Below are 15,583 nucleotides of genomic sequence, written 5' to 3'. Positions count from 1 at the left end.
ACAGGCGCGGCGGTGCGGGGGATAAAGAGCGTCAGCGCGTCCAGCGCCGGTTGGTGGTCTCGAGCCCGTAGGAACGCGGCGCGCGGGCGAATGTGGCGAGCCCCGCCAGCGCCGCCAGCGGCAGCGTGATGGCGTAGAGCGGCATGTCGCGTAAGAGCGCTTCGTGGGGCGCCTTGTCCTCGAAGGCGGCGCGCATGGCGGCACGGTCGATATAGGGTGCGATGTGGCCGAAGATGCCGCCCGCGATGAAAACGCCGCCGCGCGCCATGAAGACGAGCGCCAGATCGCCCGCCACGCGCCCGAGATAGATGCCGAAGAGGCGGATGGCTTCGCGGGCCGTTTCGTCGCCCGCACCGGCCGCCGCCGTGATCGAGGCGGGGGAATGCGGCTGCACCTCGCGCCCGTCGGCGCGCCCGATGGCGTTGTAGAGATTGACGAGGCCGCGTCCGCACAGGACCTGCTCGGCCGAAACGCGCCCGCCGATCGTCTCCAGATAGGGCCAGATGGCGAGATCGCGCGCGCTGCGGGGGCCGAGGTCGATATGGCCACCTTCGCCCGCGACGGGAATCCACATGCGCCGCGCCTTGACGAGGCCCGCGACGCCGAGGCCCGTGCCGGGGCCGACCACGACGCGCGCGCCGTCATGCGGCGTGCCGGCGGGGCCGATCGCCTCGCGGCCGGCGTCCGGCAGAGCCGAAACGGCGAGCGCCTGCGCTTCGAAGTCGTTGACGAGCAACACGTCTTCGAAGCCGAGATCCTCGATCAACCGGCGAGGGCGCACCACCCAATGGCAATTGGTCAGCTCGATTTCGTCGCCGCTGATCGGGCCGGCAATGGCGAGCACGGCCGAGCGCGGCTGGATCGAGGTCTTGTCGAGAACGGTCGCCTGGATCGCGTCGTCGATATTGGGGAAATCGGCGGTCTGGACGATCGGGAAGTTCTTCGGCTCGGCGAAGGCGTCCACCAGAAGGGCGAACCGGGCATTGGTGCCTCCGATGTCGCCGATCAGGATCGGAAACTTCAGGTTTTCGGCGGAATCGTGCGTCGGAGTCATGCCGGTCCGGTTTCAATTGTTTGAAGAAGGCCGAGCCATAGCACCGCAACGTTGCGGGAAAAAGGCGCTGCGTCGCGCCTCGTGCGATGCGCTGACACGGGCGCATCGACGTATCGGGTTTTATAGATTATCGCGCACGCATGAGCATTGCCAAAGACGACCCGCTGGCGGTCAGAATCAGTCGCGCGCTGGCCGAGCGCATCATTTCAGGCGCGATCGCGCCGGGCGTGAAGCTGCGGCAGGATCATGTGGCGCTGGAGTTCAACGCCAGCCATGTGCCGGTGCGCGAGGCCTTTCGGCGGCTGGAGGCCCAGGGGCTTGTCGTGAGCGAACCGCGCCGGGGCGTGCGTGTGGCGGGGTTCAGCCCAGCCGAAGTGCGGGAGGTCGCCGAGATGCGCGCGGCGCTGGAAAGCCTCGCGCTCCGCCACGCCTTTCCGCATCTGACGCGCTCGATCCTGAATGAGGCCGAGCGGGCTGTGGAGGCGAGCGACCGGGCCGCGAATGTGCAGGCCTGGGAAGAGGCGAACCGCGCCTTTCACCGCACGATCCTTGCGCCCTGCGCGATGCCGCGCCTTCTGCAGACGATCGACGATCTTCAGGCTGCCAGCGCGCGCTTCCTATTTTCGGGCTGGCGGGCGGAATGGGACGCGCCGACCGACCGCGACCACCGCGCCATTCTCTTGGCGCTCCGGGCGGGAGATGCCGAAGGTGCGGCCTCGACGCTGGCGCGGCATGTGCAGCGGATCGGGCAGGTGACGCACTCAAGGGGGCGCACGTAACACATCGCGCTTATCTATTATTTTGAGAGTCGTTGAGCGAATCAGAGAATTCGCATCATGATCGGGAGGCGATCCGCCAAAAATAATAGATAAAGAGGTTCCGATGGCGACCCCAGCCTCGTCCACGCATCCATCCCGGTTTGGCATCCTTCCCCAGCTTGTTGTGATTCCCGCCGGCGTCATCCTCATGACGCTGGCCGCGAAGGCGCAGATTCCCTTCTGGCCTGTGCCAATGACGCTGCACACGATGGCCGTGATGGGCTTTGCGCTGTTTCTAGGCCCTCGCTTGGCGGTCTCGATCTTTCTGGCCTATCTCGCGGCCGGTGCGGCGGGGCTGCCCGTCTTCTCCGGTACGCCCGAGCGCGGCATCGGCTTGGCCTATATGATGGGACCGACAGCGGGCTATCTCCTGGGTTTCCTTCTCGCTTCGGCCTTGGTCGGCCACTGGGCGGCGGGGCGCAAGTTCCTCGGGCGCTTTGGCGCCATGCTGGCCGGCCTCGCCCTCGTCTATGCCTGCGGCGCGGCTTGGCTCTCGCTTTTGGTGCCAGCGGACAAGATCCTGAGCGTCGGCGTCTGGCCGTTCGTGCCGGGCGATCTCCTCAAGATCGCGATCCTGGCGGTGGCAAGCCTTGCCCTGCCGCGCCGCGTGAGCCTGCGCCGATGAGCGCCGATAGTCTGATCCGTCATGATTGGACCGTGGCCGAGATCACCGCGCTTCTCGAAGCGCCGCTGCTCGACCTCGTCGGCCGCGCGCAGGCCGTGCACCGCGCCCATCACGATCCCGATCATGTCCAGCGCGCCAGTCTCCTGTCGATCAAGACCGGCGGCTGCCCGGAGGATTGCGCCTATTGCCCGCAATCGGCCCATCACCGCGAGGTCGAGCTGACGCGCGACCGTTTGATGGAGCCGGACAAGGTCATCGCCCTGGCGCAAACCGCCAAGGCGGCCGGGGCCTCGCGCTTCTGCATGGGCGCGGCCTGGCGCGAGGTGCGGGACGGACGCGAGTTCGACGCGGTGGTGGAGATGGTGGAGGGCGTGCGCGCCCTCGGCATGGAAGCCTGCGTCACGCTCGGCATGTTGAAGCCGCATCAGGCCGAGCGCCTCGTCCGCGCAGGCCTCACCGCCTATAACCACAATCTCGACACCTCGCCCGAATTCTACGAGCGCATCATCTCGACGCGGACCTACCGCGACCGGCTGGAGACCCTTGGTCTCGTTCGCAGAGCGGGGATCGAGCTGTGCTGCGGCGGCATCGTGGGGATGGGCGAGAGCGTGATGGATCGCGCCAGCCTGTTGCAGGTTCTGTCCGGCTTCGACCCGCACCCCGAAAGCGTGCCGATCAACGCGTTGGTGCCTGTGGAGGGAACGCCGCTGGCGGGTCGCGAGCGGGTCGACGCGCTCGATCTCGTGCGCATGGTGGCGGCGACGCGGCTCGTCATGCCGAAGGCGCGGGTGCGCCTGTCGGCCGGCCGCTCGCAGCTCACCCGCGAGGCGCAGATCCTCTGCTTCCTTGCGGGGGCGAATTCCATCTTCTATGGCGAAACGCTGCTGACGACGCCCAATGCGGGCATCGGTGACGACGCGGCGCTCTTCGCCGCGATCGGCCCTCAGGGAAGCGGCGCGGAGGCTGGAAGGCTCTGAGCGGCTTTCGCCCGGCTCAACGGGCCGGGCGGAAACGCGGCATGGGCAATCCGCCGGGAGGCTCCGGCGCATAGGCCGGGGTGCTGGTGGCGGGCGCCAAAGGCGGCGGCGCGGGGCTTGCGATGGGCGCCGGCTGCGCGTTGTCGTCGAAATCGTCCGACATGGCGGCGGCGACGGGCGGCGGCGGTTGCGGCAGGCTCGGCGCGGGCGAGGCGGCCATCACCGCGCCGCCCTTGGCCGCCGGCTGGTTGAGCACGGCCGCGCAGGCCTTCGGGAGGGCCGCCATGAAGATCGGAGGCGGCTTCTTCCAAGGCTTGGCGTTGGGCGGGGGCGGGCGCAGCGCGACGTTGAACCACCAATCGAGCTTGTCGCAGCCATCGCCCTTGCCGGTCGATTCCTGCGACTGGCAATTGGGCGAGCCCGGCTGGCACGAGATGCGCACGTGGAAATGATAATCGTGCCCGAACATCGGGCGCACCTTGTTGAGCCAAGCCCGGTCGCGGCCCGCCGTCTTGCAGAGCTGCTCCTTGATGCCGGGATGCACGAAGATGCGCTCCACCTCCGGCTCGCGCGCGGCGGTGCGGATGAGCTTCAGCATCTCGGGCCGCCAGCGCGACAGGTCGATCCGGTTGGTGCGCTTGTCGATCACCGAGGGCAGGGGCATCGTGTCGCGCTCATGCGGCGAGAGGCGGCGCGTCGGCATCTCGGTCAGGTAGATGTCGGCGTCGAGGCCGATCTGGTGCGAGGCGTGGCCGTCCTTCATCGGGCCGCCGCGCGGCTGCGCCATGTCCCCGAACAGAAGCCCGCGCCAATGCGCCTCGCGCGCGGCGTCGCCCGACAGGCGCTGGAGAAAGCGGATCATGGTCGGATGGGCGAAGGCGCGGTTGCGCGAAGGCTTCATGACCTGCCAGGTCGGCCCGTCCTTGGGCATTTCCATCGCGCCCGACAGGCAGCCCTTGGAATAGAAGCCGATGCTCTGCGGCGGGCCGGCGCTGGGGGTCGCTTCCGAGCCGAACAGTTCCTTGGCGGGCGTCTGCGCGCCGGCGGGGCCGGACAGGGCGGCAACCAGCCCGAGCGTTGCGAGCGACAGGCGCGAGCGAGAACCTGACAGCATGGGGCGTTCCTCCGGACGGCCGGCATCGGCCATGCCGGCTGGCAGAGCCAAGCCGGACGGATCGGCCGAAACTAAGGCAGATGAATGGACCGAAGCTGGAGCGCCACGCGAAGCGCGGGCGTCAGGGTGTGTCCGCCGAACGAAGGTTCGCCCGACAACTCGGAGATGTTGTTTCCCCGCCTTGTCCATGCGGGGAAATCGACTTTCGCGGGAAGACCTCAGACCGGGACGGTCGAGCCGCCCGCTTCGCCGGAGCGGTAGAACGCGTCGATCACGCGCTGGTTGAGGATGGATTCCTCCAGCGAGAACAGACGCTCAGTGCCGCCCGCGACCTTTCGCGCGAAGGCTTCGGCCTGGAGGCGATACTGGTCCGCCGCGCCGAAACGCGCCGTTTCCGAGCGGCCATGCGAGCGGTCGTGCCAATGCACGGCGGCCTGCGCGTAGAGCCCGGCATTGAAGGCGCCATCCACCTCGATGAACCCTTCCGTGCCGTGGAAGACCATGGTCTGGCGCGCGGCCATCTGGGTCGCGACATAGAAGGACAGGCGGAAATCGGCAAAGTCCACCGAACAATCGGCGAAGCGATCTGTGCCGAAGGTCGGATCGCGCTCGATCGTGGCGCGGGCCGAGACGGCCTCCGCGCCGGTGGAAAGCCGCGTGGTGACGACGGGGTAGACGCCGATATCGGGAAGCGCGCCGCCGCCGAGTTCCGGCTGGTTGCGCATATTGGCGGGGTCCACATTGTAATAGGAGAAGGCCCCCTGCACATGGCAGAGGCGGCCGATGCGCCCGTCCGCGATCCACTCGCGCACCAGGGCCCATTGCGGGTGGTAACGCACCATGAAGGCTTCCGCTACCTCGACGCCGGCCTTGTCGCGCGCGGCGATCAGGGGCTCGATCGCCTCGGCCTTCAGCGCCAGCGGCTTTTCCACCAGAACATGCTTGCCGGCCTCGATGGCGCGGCGCGCCCATTCCACATGCTGGCTGGTCGGCAGCGGGATATAGACCGCGTCCACCTCCGCGCTGTCGAGAAGCGCCTCGTAGGAGCCGAAGGCGTGGCGCGCGCCGAAATGCTCGGCCAGCCCTTGCGCGCGCGACAGGTCGCGGCTGGCGATGGCCGACAGGACGCAGCCTTCCGCCTTCACGATCCCCGGAATGACGTGCTCGCGGCCGATCTTCGCGCCCGACAGAATGCCCCAACGCAGCATGGATGTTCCTCCCTTGCAGAAATGAAAGGCCCGCGCGGAGCGGGCCTCGCCGGGCAGGCGGCGAACGCGCGTCCGCCGCCATGACCCCTATGACGTGATCGAGCCCATGGCCCGACGCGAAGCCCGTTCGCGCCGGCCGGGCTGGTTTAGGCGCGCAGCGTGCCGCCGGTCGCCTTGGCGACGGCCGCGACGATCTTCTGCGACACGGCGTCCAGATCCTCCTCCGTCAGCGTCCGGTCGGCGGGCTTCAGCGTCACCTCGATGGCGATGGACTTGCGCCCTTCGCCCAGCGCCGCGCCCTCGAAAATGTCGAAGACGCGCACCTCGCCGATCAACTTCTTGTCCGCGCCCTCGGCCGCGCGCACCAGCTTGATCGCCTCGACCTCGGAGGGCACGACAAAGGCGAAGTCGCGGCGCACCGGCTGGAAGCTGGAGAGCTGCAACACCGGCTTGGTGCGCGTGGCCTTGCGCTTCTGCTCGGGCGCTTCGTCGAGGAAGACCTCGAACCCGGCATAGGTGCCCGACAGGTCGAGGCTTTTCAGGACGCGCGGATGGAACTCGCCGAACTCGGCCAGAACCGTCTTCGGGCCCATCTTGATGCGGCCCGAGCGGCCGGGATGATACCAGCCGCTGGCCGGCGTCTCGAACTGAAGCCGGTCGGCCGGAACGCCGATGGCCTCCAGCGCGGCGATCGCATCCGCCTTGGCCTCGAACACGCCGACGGGAGCGGCGTTGCCCGACCAGTCGCGCCCCGAGCCCGCGTGGCCCGCCGTGCCGCGCCGAATGCCGCCGGCGACGCGCCGCTGGCCGTCCGGCTCGACGGAGCGATAGATCGCGCCGACCTCGAACAAGGCCGTGTCCGCAAAGCCGCGCTGCGCATTGCGCTGTGCTGCCTGGAGAAGGTTCGGCAACAGCGAGGGGCGCATGTCCGAGAGATCGGCCGCGATCGGGTTCTCGAGCTTCAAGCCGGACTGTCCGCCGCCGAAGGCTTCCGCCGCTGAGGCCGAGAGGAAGGAATAGGTGACCGCCTCGGCCAGCCCGCGCGCGGCGAGCGCCCGGCGCGCGGCACGGTCGCGAACCTGCGCCGTGGTGAGAATGCGGCCATTGACGCCGGCAAGCTTCTCCAGCGGCTGCGGCTCGATGTGATCGACGCCGACAAGACGCATGATCTCTTCCACGAGATCGGCCTTGCCCTCGATATCCGGGCGCCAAGTCGGCGCGGTCACCTCGGCGGTCTCGCCTTGAGCTGAGACGGTGAAGCCCAGCGTTTCGAGGATGTCGACCTGACGCTCGGTGGAGACGTCGAGGCCGGTCAGACGCTTCACCTCGGTGAAGGGCAGCGTGATGCGCGGCATCTCGACCGGCTGAACGGCCGTCACCACGCGCCGCGAGGGCGCGCCACCGCAGAGATCCACGATCATTTGCGTGGCCAGATCCAGCCCGCCTTCCATGAAGGCCGGATCGACGCCGCGCTCGAAGCGATAGCGCGCGTCGGTGATGATGCCCATGGCGCGGCCCGTGCGAGCGATCGCCAGCGGCTCCCAAAGCGCGGATTCGACAAGCACCTCGGTCGTCGTCTCGTCGCAGCCCGAATGCTCGCCGCCCATGATGCCAGCAATGGATTCCGGCCCTTTGTCGTCGGCGATGATGCAGGTGCCCGCGCTGAGCTTATGGGTGCGCCCGTCCAGCGCCAGGATTTCCTCGCCCTCGTTCGCGCCGCGAACGGTGAGCGCGCCGTCCACCTTCTTGGCATCGAACACATGGAGCGGGCGGCCCCGGTCGAAGGTGATGTAGTTGGTGATGTCCACCAGCGTGTTGATCGGGCGCAGGCCGATGGCGCGCAGGCGCTTCTGCATCCACTCCGGCGACGGGCCGTTCTTGACGCCCGAAACGAGCCGCAGCGCGAAGCCGCGGCAGACCGGGCTTTCGACATTCAGCGCAACCGGGCAGTCGCCTTCGCCTTCGATCCGCTCCACCGCCGGCGTCTTCAGCGTGCCGAGGCCCGAGGCCGCGAGATCGCGCGCAATGCCCGCCACGCCCGTCGCGTCCGGGCGGTTCGGCGTCAGGTTGATTTCGATCACGGGATCGGCGAGCCCGGCATAGTCGGCGAAGGCCGTGCCAACAGGCGCGGTCTCGGGCAGTTCGATAATGCCGTTATGCTCTTCGGAGAGCTCCAGCTCGCGCTCGGAACACATCATGCCGAAGCTCTCGACGCCGCGGATCTTGCCGATGCCGAGCGTCACGTCGAGGCCGGGCACATAGGCGCCGGGCAGGCCGAGCACGCCGACGAGGCCGGCGCGGGCGTTGGGCGCGCCGCACACGACCTGCAGCGGCTTCCCCTCGTTGACCGAGGGGCCGGCGTCGACGCTGAGGATCTGGAGCTTGTCGGCGTCCGGGTGGCGCTTGGCGTCGAGCACCCGCGCGATCGTGAAGGGGCGCAGGCCCGCCTTGTCGTCGATGCCTTCGACCTCGAGACCGATCGAGGTCAAGCGCTCGGCGATCTCCTCAAGCGTGGCGTCGGTGTCGAGATGGTCCTTCAGCCAGGACAGGGTGAACTTCATGACGGGCCTAATGATCGTTGGAAGCGGCGAGAGGCCGGGAAAGGGGAGGGAGCGTCGGGCTTACGAGCGATCGGTCACGTCGTCAGCGGCGCGGCGCACGAGGCCGCTCGCATGGACGAAGCGATAGACCGACAGGGCGGCGAGCGCGAAGACGAGATGAAGCGCCAGAAGCGTGCCGAGCGGGTCACCCCGATCGGCCGCGAAACGCACGATGATGCTGGGCAGCACGATGCCGACGGCGAGCGACGCCAGCGTGGCGGGCGTGCCGGGAAGCTTGGCGTAGAGAAGCGCGAACAACGCCACCGTCACCAACGCCTGCCCGTAGAAGAGCGGCGAGGCAGCGAGCGTGGCGAAGCCGAACGACAGGAACAGCCAGCCGAACGCCGCCATGACGAGCGTGCCGATAATGGCCCCCGCCAGAACGGAGATCGTCTCCACCACCGCGAAGCGGGCAAGGTCTGCGGCGTTTCTGGCCATGGCGTCCTGTCCTTCGTCTGATGGAGGCTGCATCGGCGGCGCGGTCTCGCGCCGCCCTGTCTGCGCTATGTCGTTGCGCCTATACGCTTACTGGCTGAGGCCGCCGAACAGGGTCGGCAGGTCGAGCGGACGGAAGCCGTAATGCTCGATCCAGCGCGAATCGGCGTCGAAAAAGGCGCGCAGGTCCGGCATGCCGTATTTCAGCATGGCGATGCGATCGATGCCCATGCCCCAGGCGAAGCCCTGATACTCGTCCGGGTCGAGCCCGACGCCGCGCAGGACATTGGGGTGGACCATGCCGCAGCCCAGGATCTCCATCCAGTCCGTGCCCTCGCCGAAGCGCACTTCGGAGCCGGAGCGGTCGCACTGGATGTCGACCTCCATGGACGGCTCGGTGAAGGGGAAGAAGCTCGGCCGGAAGCGCATCTTGAGCGAAGGCACCTCGAAGAACGCCTTGCAGAACTCGGTCAGCACCCACTTCATGTTGGCGATATTGGCCGACTTGTCGATCACCAGCCCTTCCACCTGATGGAACATGGGCGTGTGGGTCGCGTCGGAATCCTGCCGATAGGTCTTGCCGGGGATGACGATGCGGATCGGGGGCTTCTGCGTCTCCATCGTGCGCACCTGCACGGGCGAGGTGTGCGTGCGCAAGAGGCGACGCTCGCCGCCTTCCGGCGTCTGGAGGAAGAACGTGTCGTGCATCTCGCGCGCCGGGTGGCCTTCGGGGAAGTTCAGCGCGGTGAAATTGTAATGGTCCGTCTCGATGTCCGGCCCTTCGGCGATCGAGAAGCCCATATCGGCGAAGATCGCGGTGATCTCGTCCACGACCTGGCTGATCGGATGGATGCGCCCGCGCGACAGCGGGTTGGAGCGCACCGGCAGCGTCACGTCGAGCCGCTCGGCCGCCAGGCGCGCGGAGATCGCGGCCTCGGCCAGCGCGTCGCGCTTCTCGGTCAGCTTGGACTGCACGCGGTCGCGCAGGCCGTTGAGGAGCGGGCCCTGGTCGCGGCGCTCGTCGGGCGTCATCTTGCCGAGCCCTTTCAGAAGCTCGGAAATCTCGCCCTTCTTGCCGAGCGCGGCGAGGCGGACGGCTTCCAGTGCGGCCTCGTCGCGGGCAGCGTCAATCTCTTCGGCAAAGCGCCGTTCGAGCGAGTCGAGATCCGTCACGGCCGTTTGAACTCCTTAAAGGCACGAAGGTGGCGGTTGACGCCACGGGCATGGGATAGGGCGGCGGGCGGCAGCCCGAAGCCAGGGTCGCAACACCCTGTAGTGTGTCTCGCCCCCGCGAAGCAAGCCGGGTGGGGATTCGAGGGGCGCGGGCCGCCAACGAAAAAGGCCCGCGCGGAGCGTGATCCGCGCGGGCCTTTCAAACGATCCGAAGACGGGCTGCCTTACGCGGCCTGCTTCTCGCCGACGGCGCGCTCGTAGGCGCCGGGGAACTGGCCGTCCTTGATGTAGGCGAGGGCCGTCTTGGCCTTCTCGACCAGAGCCGTGAAGGCTTCCGGCTCATGGATGGCGATGTCGGACAGAACCTTGCGGTCCACCTCGATGCCGGCCTTGTTGAGGCCGTCGATGAAGCGGGCGTAGGTCAGGCCGTGCTCGCGCACGCCGGCGTTGATGCGCTGGATCCACAGGGCGCGGAAGTTGCGCTTCTTGACGCGGCGGTCGCGCGTGGCGAACTGCTTGGAACGATCGACCGCAGCCTTGGCGGCGCGGATCGTGTTCTTGCGGCGGCCATAAAAGCCCTTGGCGGCCTTCAGGGTCTTCTTGTGCTTGGCATGGGACGTTACGCCCCGCTTGACGCGTGCCATGATCTATCTCCTTGAAAAATCGATAAGCCTTGGAACCGCTTAGCGGTTGTAAGGCATGTAGACTTTGACGATCTTGGCATCCGCCTCGCTGAGGATCATCGATCCGCGCGCGTTGCGAATGAAGTCGTTGGAGCGCTTGATCATGCCGTGGCGCTTGCCGGCGGCACCCGCCTTGACCTTGCCGGAGGCGGTCATGCGGAACCGCTTCTTGGCGGCCGACTTCGTCTTCATCTTGGGCATTTTGCTCTCCTGACAGTAGGACCGCGAAAAGGCCGGACACCGGCTCCCGGAAGAGCCGCGCCAGCCACGCATCGAAGGATCTCGAAGGTCGCGTCAGCATTCGAACAGGCACGGCATGCCCTGCCGGCCAGTTCATACGAACGGGCGGCTTATACGGGGGCTCGCGTCGCGATGCAACCGTCTTTGGTCGCGCCGTGCCGTCGCTGGAGTGTTTCGCGGTCGTGCCGTTGGGGCGCGGCTTTGGTTTTCCAGATGGTCAGTCGCCTACGAATCTACAGATCGGCCTTTGCGTCTCATCACCCCTTAGTTCTGCAATTGTGCTCCGTCGCAGTTCATGGAATTTTCCTTCGTATGAAAGCCATCGCGTCACCTTCCGCTTTTGAGACCCGGATCGAGTTCCTGCTCGAGCAGTTGCGCGAAGCGTCGTTCGACGTGCGCATCTGGAGCCAACTGGCTCGCGGCATCGGCGAAGCCGTCAGTGCCGGCCATTGCCGGATCGGATTTCATCCCCACGGCATGACGGGGCCGGCCATTCGGCTGAACGCTCTGGGCACGAGTGCGGATCGGCGCGCCGGGCGTCGCCAGAGCGACGGCTCGGTCGAGGCGGAGGGCGTGCGCCCCTGCGATGCGTCGATGGTTCTGGCGGAAACGGCGAGCGGCGTCTGGAAGGTCGAGATCTGGTCGGCCGATGCCTACCAGGCGAAAATTCTGCTGTCTCGCCTCGGTGCCACGCTGACGGCCTCGTTTCAGGTGTTTCGCGGCCTGCGCGGTTCAGGGCGCGCCGAGTTCGCCCAAATGCGCGATCTCTGGGACCCACTGCCCTTCGGCGTGATGCTGGTGGATCCCCATCTTCATCTGCGCTTTGCCAATATGGCGTCGGACGACCTGCTGCGAACCCGCGCCCTGTTCCGACCCTTCGGCCGGGAAGGCGCCGTGCGCCCGACCTTGCAGGACAATTACGCGGCCTTCTGCCAGGCCTGCGAAATCCTGCGCGACGGGCAAGCCGAGCGTGCGAGCTTCGATATGCTCGATCGGTTCGGCGGGGCCTTCGGCGAGATGTCGGTGTTCTCGTTGGCTCATGCGTCGGGCTTCCCCGTGCTTCCAACGGGCGAAGTGGAGTCGGGCTGCGTGGTCGTGACCTTGCGGCCCTTCCTGCCCGAGCATCAGGCTCACATCACCGATCGGCGTTCGGCGCCGCTCGCTTTCACGCAGACCACATCCCTCGACGACACGACCTGGACACGGGCCTCGCACGAGGCGTAGGGGCCGATCTCGGGCGGAATGAAGCAGGACTGGGCTCGCGAAGTCTGCCTCCCGTTTCGAGGGGCTGACTTCAATGAGTGTTGTCGCGAATCACCATCTCGACAGGTGGGTTGCAGAGCCTGCGCCGATCAATGACGCGTCGTGGGCTGCGCGTGAAAAAATCGCATCCTGTGTCGAACCAATTCCCGCCTAAGCGATTTAAATCTCCGACGCTGAAATTGTGATCAGCCAGGAGGTCATGTTTTGGACAGGAACCGTTTCGAGGGCGCAGCCCGTGAACTGGGCGGACGAGTGCAGGGTGCTTTCGGCGACGCCGTGGGTTCGGATCGCAACTCCGCCGAAGGTCGATTGAAGCAGGCCGAGGGCGCAGCGCAGAATCTTTACGGCCAAGGGCGCGAAGCTTTGCGCGAAGCAACGCACGAGGCGTCGAAATACGCCGCCGATCTTTATGAGAATGCAGGCACTTACGTGCAGGAGGGCGGAAAGGTCGTTCGCCGCCAAGTGCACGAAAATCCCCTATCGGCCCTGCTTCTGGCAGGACTTCTGGGCTTCCTTCTCGGCCTCAGCGTCCGCGACCGACATTAAACCAGCCGGTTTCCATCAACCCCGCAGGTGCTTGGCACCTCGCGGGGTTTTTCGTGTGAGCTGATGTTCCGTCCCGGGCGTCAGCCGACGGTATTCGACGGTCGCTGAGGGTGAGCCCGTGCATATCACGGGATAAGAGAATCCCACAATCGCCGGAATTAATCGTACAAAAGGTAATTTAAGACCTTTCGTCCAGAATGGTCTTAGGCAATCATGCCCGGCTCTTGCGTGGGGCGAGGTTGGACATCGGCCGAGTTGCAAAAAGCGGCTGTCTTTCGCCATGGCATCGCGTTCCGATGCTCCTGCGAATAGTCAGTATAGGTTAGAAATTCAATGGTCGCAAGTTGTATTGCGATGAAATGCACAGTCTGGAGTTGACGCTCGCATGGTTTCACTCATCGAACGAACGTCTGGATCGGCTTGCGCCGCGCCGATATGCCGTTGCTCGACATCCGAATCTCCGGTGAGTTGGGCCAGCCTAGTCCGTAGCCCTCTGGATAGAAGTCAAATCCGTGTCCATTGATCCCGTCGATTCCCATATCGGTTCTCGTCTCCGGGCACTGCGCACCGAGCAGAACCTGTCGTTGCAGGCGGTCGGGCATGGGCTCGGCGTCACCTACCAGCAGATCCGCAAGTACGAGTCGGGCGATAATCGCATTTCCGCGAGCACGCTCTATCGGCTCGCTGGTTTCTTCAACGTCGAGCCGTCCTATTTTTTCGAAGGCCTCCCCGGCGCGGGCTCCTGCGCGGTCGAGAGCGAAGCCGACCCCTCCATGCAGGCGGTGCTCGGGCGCATTCCCGATGCGCAGCTGCGGCATCATCTGGAAGGCTTGCTGCGCGTTCTCGATCAGCGCCGACCCAGCTCTCATCTCGGCGCGAACGGCAGCTGATCGCCCCCCGATCGGCCGCCACGTCTACGCGCAGGTTCGTCGGACTCGCCGTCGGTGCGCTTTATCCGACGAGCCGAGCCTGACTGCACACGAGATCGTCCACGCGCACGTCCATCTCTCCGACGCGCACCCCGACCGCGGCCAGAACCGCGTTCAGGAGCGTGTCCACCGGCGAGACGGCGGCGGTGAGCAGTTCCTTGAGCGGATCGAGCAGGTTGCCGATCGGAAGCCCCAGCAATCTCAGGCGCGTTTCGCCGAGGACCGAGCCGAGGAGGCTGGTGAGGATCGACTTGGTTTCGCCGGACTTGGTGACGCCGCTGCCGATCTCGTTGCCTCGGAAGGTGACGATCTTGAGCTTGTCGGCCGCCACGATCTGGGCCGAGCCCTCGACAACCGGCAAGCCCAGAACCTTGGCGATGATCGCCGGCTCCAGCCGGTCGTGAAGGTGGACCTGGGCGAGGGACCGGCGGCTCGTGTCGCCGAGGGACAGGCGCGCGAGTCCCGGATGGATCGCGACTTTGACCTCACGCTCCCAAAGATTGTCGGAGCAAGTGGCGGAGACGACCTCAGCCGTGCCGCCCGCCACGACGAGTTCGAGGGGAAGCTCGACCTTCGTGTTCAGGAGCTTGAGCGCGGAGTTCTCCAGGAGGCCGAGCCGCAGCCGCATCTTGAGCTGGTCGGTGGCAATGATCGCCGTCCTGTCGGACACGGCGAGGCTTTGCGCCTTCTTCATGCGCTCCCCCAAGATCAGGTCGAGCGAAACCGAGGCGAGGCCCGCCGCGTCCACGCCGGCCGAGACTTCCATCCCGACATGGCGCTGGTCGAGCAGCGCGTTCACCAGACCGATGACGGAAATGGAGGAGGAGACGCGCGCGGCCACGTGACCCAGCGATGAACCGTGTAGCGCGGGATCGAGCGCCAGCGCATCGCCGAGCTTCACCATCGCGGCGGATGATTTCGTTTGCTGCGCCATCTTGCGCAGCGTGGCGGCAGCCGACTTGTTTCCCTTGGCATCGCTCTGGGCGGCCAGAAGATCGATCACCACCGAGAGCTTGAGAGGCGTTGTCAGAACGTGCCCCAGCGTCGCATTGACCGGCGATTCACCCAGAGCCTGCGCGAGGCCTGACAGGAGCGGCTTGAGCGGCAGGCTCGTGGTGAGAAGCGCGTTGTAATCGGCGATCTTGAGGTCGAGCGAGATGCCCAGAAGGTTGCCCAGAAGGGCGTTGACGATCTTGGGTTCGACGCTCGCCAGGCGGCTCCCGGCCGAGAGCGAAACGATGGGCGTGCGCGCCGCCTCGGCCTGCGTGCCGACCGTTTCGCGCGTCAGGCCGAAAATGCTGGCGAAATGAAGCTCGACATCGTGGGACGTGTTCACCCGCACCACCGACCCGCCTGCCTTGGGCGCGAAGCCGCGGTTGCCCGAGGCGTCGGTCTGGTACTCGCCGAAAGTCAAGGCGAAGCGGGCATCCTTCTGCCCGTTCGCGTCCAGCACGCGGCGCACCATGCCGTCCGCCTTCGAAGGCTGGCTCGCGGCGGCGAGGGCCGCCGCATCCGTCGCGCCCTGCAAGGCGCGGCGTTGAAGAAAGACATTGCCCATATCGGTTGCGAAGGCGCTAGCGCCCACCAGGACCGGAAGGGCGATGCAGAAGGTGAGCGCGACCGAACCGGCTCGGTTATGCGCCAGACGCGAAAACAGACCGAGCCGCGTCATGGGAGCAGCACCGCCGCCGTGCGAACCACCGACTGGGGCAAGGGAACGCTTTGGCGAACCAGTTCGGGCAAAGGCAGGTCGGACATGTCGTAGGAGACGGAGACATGCATCATGTCGAATGTCTCGCTGACTTCGACGCGGAGCTGAAGCGGGTCGATCAGGGGATAGCCCTTGCCGGTCGTGTCCAGCCAGCGCAGCGCCATGGCTTGCCGCTGGTCCGGCGTCTCGCCGACCATAGCATAGCGC

At 66.5% G+C, this 15,583-nt stretch carries 16 protein-coding genes; 6 read left to right on the top strand and 10 right to left on the bottom strand.

Annotated features, from left to right (window positions below):
• Positions 1–31 precede the first annotated feature (31 nt).
• Positions 32–1,054, bottom strand: coding sequence for a glucokinase (locus AUL28_RS10445; protein ID WP_062232178.1), 1,023 nt, complete (start codon positions 1,052–1,054; stop codon positions 32–34).
• 140 nt (positions 1,055–1,194) lie between these two features.
• On the opposite strand from AUL28_RS10445, the gene AUL28_RS10440 reads away from it, so the two are divergent.
• From AUL28_RS10440 to bioB, 3 genes are all read left to right on the top strand, one after another.
• Complete coding sequence (locus AUL28_RS10440) at positions 1,195–1,833, top strand: GntR family transcriptional regulator (RefSeq protein ID WP_062232176.1); 639 nt, start codon at positions 1,195–1,197, stop codon at positions 1,831–1,833.
• 103 nt (positions 1,834–1,936) lie between these two features.
• Positions 1,937–2,497, top strand: coding sequence for a biotin transporter BioY (locus AUL28_RS10435; protein ID WP_062232175.1), 561 nt, complete (start codon positions 1,937–1,939; stop codon positions 2,495–2,497).
• Positions 2,494–3,474, top strand: coding sequence for a biotin synthase BioB (gene bioB, locus AUL28_RS10430; RefSeq protein ID WP_062232173.1), 981 nt, complete (start codon positions 2,494–2,496; stop codon positions 3,472–3,474). Before AUL28_RS10435 ends, bioB begins: the two co-directional genes overlap by 4 nt.
• A gap of 16 nt (positions 3,475–3,490) precedes the next feature.
• On the opposite strand, the gene mepA is transcribed toward bioB, so the two are convergent.
• The 7 genes from mepA to rpmI all read right to left on the bottom strand — a co-directional run bounded on the left by mepA (position 3,491) and on the right by rpmI (position 10,888).
• Complete coding sequence (gene mepA / locus AUL28_RS10425) at positions 3,491–4,588, bottom strand: penicillin-insensitive murein endopeptidase (RefSeq protein ID WP_062232223.1); 1,098 nt, start codon at positions 4,586–4,588, stop codon at positions 3,491–3,493.
• Between the two features lie 218 nt (positions 4,589–4,806).
• Entirely contained in the window at positions 4,807–5,796 is a 990-nt protein-coding gene (locus AUL28_RS10420; RefSeq protein WP_062232171.1) for a Gfo/Idh/MocA family protein, read from the bottom strand.
• Positions 5,797–5,942: 146 nt separating this feature from the next.
• Positions 5,943–8,357 carry a phenylalanine--tRNA ligase subunit beta gene (pheT, locus tag AUL28_RS10415; protein WP_062232169.1) on the bottom strand — a complete coding sequence of 805 codons (2,415 nt, stop codon included), beginning with the start codon at positions 8,355–8,357 and terminating at the stop codon, positions 5,943–5,945.
• A 60-nt stretch (positions 8,358–8,417) separates the two neighbouring features.
• Positions 8,418–8,834, bottom strand: a complete 417-nt coding sequence (locus AUL28_RS10410; protein WP_058636906.1) for a hypothetical protein — start codon at positions 8,832–8,834, stop codon at positions 8,418–8,420.
• Between the two features lie 87 nt (positions 8,835–8,921).
• On the bottom strand, positions 8,922–10,004 hold the full coding sequence (gene pheS, locus AUL28_RS10405) for a phenylalanine--tRNA ligase subunit alpha (protein WP_062232167.1): 1,083 nt from the start codon (positions 10,002–10,004) through the stop codon (positions 8,922–8,924).
• A 224-nt stretch (positions 10,005–10,228) separates the two neighbouring features.
• Positions 10,229–10,648 carry a 50S ribosomal protein L20 gene (gene rplT / locus AUL28_RS10400; protein WP_058602583.1) on the bottom strand — a complete coding sequence of 140 codons (420 nt, stop codon included), beginning with the start codon at positions 10,646–10,648 and terminating at the stop codon, positions 10,229–10,231.
• A gap of 39 nt (positions 10,649–10,687) precedes the next feature.
• On the bottom strand, positions 10,688–10,888 hold the full coding sequence (gene rpmI, locus AUL28_RS10395; RefSeq protein ID WP_055892255.1) for a 50S ribosomal protein L35: 201 nt from the start codon (positions 10,886–10,888) through the stop codon (positions 10,688–10,690).
• Positions 10,889–11,239: 351 nt separating this feature from the next.
• Between rpmI and AUL28_RS10390 the strand changes: the two genes are divergently transcribed.
• The 3 genes from AUL28_RS10390 to AUL28_RS10380 all read left to right on the top strand — a co-directional run bounded on the left by AUL28_RS10390 (position 11,240) and on the right by AUL28_RS10380 (position 13,626).
• A complete protein-coding gene (locus AUL28_RS10390) occupies positions 11,240–12,151 on the top strand; it encodes a hypothetical protein (RefSeq protein WP_062232165.1) in 912 nt (303 codons plus the stop codon).
• Positions 12,152–12,394: 243 nt separating this feature from the next.
• The gene (locus AUL28_RS10385; protein ID WP_062232163.1) at positions 12,395–12,736 is read left to right on the top strand and encodes a CsbD family protein; all 342 of its coding nucleotides are present in this window, start codon (positions 12,395–12,397) and stop codon (positions 12,734–12,736) included.
• Positions 12,737–13,248: 512 nt separating this feature from the next.
• Positions 13,249–13,626, top strand: coding sequence for a helix-turn-helix domain-containing protein (locus AUL28_RS10380; RefSeq protein WP_062232161.1), 378 nt, complete (start codon positions 13,249–13,251; stop codon positions 13,624–13,626).
• 61 nt (positions 13,627–13,687) lie between these two features.
• Here the strand turns inward: AUL28_RS10380 and AUL28_RS10375 are convergent, their stop codons facing one another.
• Together AUL28_RS10375 and AUL28_RS10370 are read right to left on the bottom strand one after the other, a co-directional pair.
• Positions 13,688–15,337, bottom strand: a complete 1,650-nt coding sequence (locus tag AUL28_RS10375) for a pilus assembly protein TadG-related protein (RefSeq protein ID WP_062232159.1) — start codon at positions 15,335–15,337, stop codon at positions 13,688–13,690.
• Positions 15,334–15,573, bottom strand: coding sequence for a hypothetical protein (locus tag AUL28_RS10370; protein ID WP_062232157.1), 240 nt, complete (start codon positions 15,571–15,573; stop codon positions 15,334–15,336). Before AUL28_RS10370 ends, AUL28_RS10375 begins: the two co-directional genes overlap by 4 nt.
• Positions 15,574–15,583: the final 10 nt, after the last annotated feature.

The sequence above is a fragment of the Aureimonas sp. N4 genome, from assembly GCF_001463925.1.
GTDB classification, from domain to species: domain Bacteria; phylum Pseudomonadota; class Alphaproteobacteria; order Rhizobiales; family Rhizobiaceae; genus Aureimonas; species Aureimonas ureilytica_A.
This window is presented reverse-complemented; position numbering and strand designations above follow the sequence as displayed.